The organism is Lysinibacillus sp. NPDC093692 (assembly GCF_050280125.1).
Lineage (GTDB): Bacteria > Bacillota > Bacilli > Bacillales_A > Planococcaceae > Lysinibacillus.
The window spans coordinates 1-3,765 of the sequence record NZ_JBNNUW010000031.1 but is presented as its reverse complement, the minus strand read 5'-3'; the positions used below and the strand labels follow the sequence as shown (position 1 = coordinate 3,765).

The 3,765-nt window shown below is 33.3% G+C and carries 4 protein-coding genes; all 4 read left to right on the top strand.

Annotation, left to right across the window (positions count from 1 at the left end):
* The first annotated feature begins 81 nt into the window (after positions 1 to 81).
* The gene (locus ACQKN4_RS22750; protein ID WP_427484888.1) at positions 82 to 1,782 is read left to right on the top strand and encodes an ABC transporter ATP-binding protein; all 1,701 of its coding nucleotides are present in this window, start codon (positions 82 to 84) and stop codon (positions 1,780 to 1,782) included.
* A gap of 2 nt (positions 1,783 to 1,784) precedes the next feature.
* Entirely contained in the window at positions 1,785 to 2,582 is a 798-nt protein-coding gene (locus ACQKN4_RS22745; protein WP_427484887.1) for a DUF4097 family beta strand repeat-containing protein, read from the top strand.
* Between the two features lie 26 nt (positions 2,583 to 2,608).
* Entirely contained in the window at positions 2,609 to 2,848 is a 240-nt protein-coding gene (locus tag ACQKN4_RS22740; protein ID WP_079563958.1) for an LPXTG cell wall anchor domain-containing protein, read from the top strand.
* A 334-nt stretch (positions 2,849 to 3,182) separates the two neighbouring features.
* On the top strand, positions 3,183 to 3,765 hold a 583-nt coding region (locus ACQKN4_RS22735), incomplete at its 3' end, for a transposase (RefSeq protein ID WP_427484886.1).

The following is a 3,765-nucleotide window of genomic DNA, read 5'->3' as shown; positions in this document are numbered from 1 at the left end:
CTAGTAAAAGCATGCGAGGTAAAACATTCTACTCAAACAATGTTTTGCCTCTGCATGATAAATAATTTGAGGAGATGAAATATGAAGAAATACCTTAAGCAGAATAAAGGGCTTGTGCTTATTACGACTATACTGGGAGGTTTAAGTGGAGCTTCTACTGCATTGATTGCATTGCTGCTGCAAAAGATTATTGATGCAGCAACAAATGGTGATTTTTCGACGTTCGAAAATATGATGTATCTTTCGATCATATTTTTCCTAGGAATGGGTTTAGTAAAATATCTGTATTCATTATGCGGAAAACAATTGATAAAGAAAATTGTCTACTCTATGAGAAGTGATGTTTTTCTCGGAGTGATGAGGAAAAATCATCAGGAGTTCGCTGAAAAAAATACAGCTAGCTACTTATCGATCGTTACAAATGATGTTAAAGCAATTGAGGAAAACTTTTTACAACCATTACTTTTATGTCTGCAGAATGCATTTGTATTTGTATTCGCCTTAGTTATTCTACTGACGTTAAGTCCGATAATCACGCTTAGTTTATTCGGCTGCCTAATCATCATGTCTGTAGTACCAGCGCTGTTCGGTAAACCATTGCAGACGAAACAGGAGAAAACTTCCGTTCAAGCATCTTTATTCACAGAAAAATCGAAAGATCTATTTTCGGGCTTTGAAGTAATCAAAGATTATGAAATGGAATCTGATAGTACCAATGAATTTGAAAAGTCTAACACGAGTCTTGTAAAAACAAAGTTTTCATTTGATAAATTATTAGCTGTTAATGAAGCACTATCTGAAGTGATTGCTATGGGAACTATTTTTTTGGTTATTTTCATCGGTTCCTATCAAGTACTACATCAAGAAATGACATTAGGATCTTTAGTAGCTATTGTTCAGTTGACTAGCATTTTTATTAGTCCAGTGATCATGATTATGCAAAATACTACAAAAATGAAAAGTGTTGGCCCATTGATCGCAAAGGTAGAAGAATTGACGGTGAAAAAAATAGAGGAAACAGTGGCATTACCTCAGCCAACATTTTCGGATAAAATTGTCTGTAAAAACCTTTCATTCTCTTATAAAGAAAATCAGCCAGTATTATCGAATATAAATCTGATTTTTGAAAAAGGAAAAAAATATGCTGTAGTCGGACCAAGCGGCAGTGGAAAATCTACAATGATCAATCTACTAACGTCAACTTTAACCAATTATGATGGAGAAATTTTGTATGATAATCAAGAAATTAGAAAGATAGATAAGAAGGGGATAAAGAATTTATGTTCTATTATTCATCAGAACGTTTATCTATTCAATACAACGATTGCCCATAATATTTGTTTGAGCAAGACTTATACCGAAAAAGAGCAAAAGCTTGCAATGGCAGCTAGCGGTGTTTCTCAATTTATTGATATAGATGAAACCGGATTGGACATACCAGTAAAAGAAAATGGCTCTAATTTTTCGGGCGGACAAAAACAAAGAATTGTAATGGCACGGGCATTGATTCGTAAATCACCTTTGCTAGTTCTGGATGAAGGAACCTCTGCATTGGATATGCAGACGGCCTATCAGGTAGAAAAAGATCTACTAGATATTCCTGAACAGACATTGATTACAATTACGCATAAATTGGATCAAAACTTACTATCTCAGTATGATTCAATAATCTTTATGGAAGACGGAAAAGTCGTTGATGCAGGATCATTTAATAAAATATATCAACCAACATCCAGATTCTATCAATTTATGAATATAGAGAATGAACTAAAAGAGGTGTGAATATGAAACCTATAAAATTAATTTCTCTGGTGTCGTCAGTTACAATTTCTAGTTTATTAGCTAAAAAGGTTTATGCCAATTATCAATCTAAAGGGATTGAGTCAGAAAAAAAAATGTGTAAATTTGATTTATCTAAGATTGACCAACTGAATATATTTTTTGAGAGAGGTCAGGGAAAAATTGAACACATTCCCGGTAATCATCTTGAAATTGAATATTATTTTACGAATAGGGAACAGGCAAAATCATTTGTCTTTACAGAGAATTTGAAAGGTAGCCAGCTTTCTCTTCAATTGAAAAGAGAAAATCCTTTAATGCCTTTAAATTTCTTCAATGGAATTTATATTCAAATTAAACTGCCAGAATCTTATATGGGGCAAGTCGGTATCAAATCGACAACAGGTTCAATCATAGCCGATGATCTTATTGTTCCAAATGCCTCTTTTAAAACCGATACAGGAAATATAACTGTTCGATCTTTAGTTGGAAAAGATGTATCCATCAAATCAACAACTGGAGATATCACAATGGGTAGCTTAGACAGTGAAGATGACAACAGCCAAGCTCTTATTTCAAGCACTACAGGGAAAATAACAGTTATTCATAATAAGCTGTTCCGTAGGGAATTCATCAAAACAACCACAGGAGCTATTGAGTTGACCATCAATCCAAGCTTAAGTGATTACTGTATTAAGATAGAAAGTTTCGTGAAAAATGGAAGATGTAGCTCAGAAATCGTGGGTGACCCAACCAATGAAATTAATATTAAAACAACAACCGGAAACGTTAATAGATTATAAAATTAAAAGTTGAATGGAGAAAAAATATGTATTTATCTGGCTTGCCAATTCCGTCATTTTTACCAAGAGTGGATGAAAGTGTTGTTCAAATGGGGAATGTCGTTTTTATTATTTTCGGCATTGTCTGTGTCTTGATTGGATTACTTATCTTGTTGTTAAATAGAAAGAGAAAAAATAAAACTCAAAAAATTGTCGGTTCAGGATTTTTGATTGTAGGACTACTATCTTTGATTAATAATGTGTTTCAATATCTGTTCTGGAGTTAAAACATGTGATTGACATCAAGAAAAGTAAACAAACAATCTAGCTAAAGAAAAAAATGTGTGAGTATATGAAATGAAAGATTACAAGACTGTGAAAAGCTCATATTGAGAAAATTGAAAGTATAAACTTTATCAAGTCTTACCGTAAAGTGAAGTGACACCTAAAAGTTAGATATGGTATTTCATTTGGCAGTGGTTTGGGCATGAGTTCGATAATATATGAGGGCACTGAAAAACTTCAATTGGTTCCACTTAGCGAGGTATTCGACGATTCAATCGTCGAATACCTCGCCTTTTTAATTTATAATTGAGAGACTAAATGCAGGTGGTGTTCTCAATGATTTCAAACCAAGAGACTTTCAACTTAAGTCCATATATGGCCATTTACGATATTGTCGTGCCAAAAGATAATATGCTTCGTCAAATTAACGAACTAGTGGATTTCTCATTCATTTTAGAAGAATTGAAAACAAAATATTGTTTAGACAATGGAAGAAATGCGATTCCTCCGATTCGAATGTTTAAGTACTTATTGTTAAAAGCCATTTTTAATGTATCTGATGTAGACCTTGTCGAACGTTCAAAATATGACATGTCTTTCAAGTATTTTTTAGGAATGGCGCCAGAAGATGACGTGATTGATTCAAGCTCACTCACAAAATTCCGCAGACTTCGTCTTCAAGACGTAAGTTTATTAGATATGCTCATTGGAAAAACAGTTGAAATCGCACTCGAAAAGAACATTATCAAAAGTAAAACAATCATTGTGGACGCAACACATACCAAAGCACGTTATAACCAAAAATCACCGAAAGAATTTTTACAAGAAAAATCAAGACATACCCGCAAAGCAGTGTATCAATTTGATAAATCCATGAAAGAAAAATTTCCAAAGAAGAATACTTCTAACGAAGTAAAAG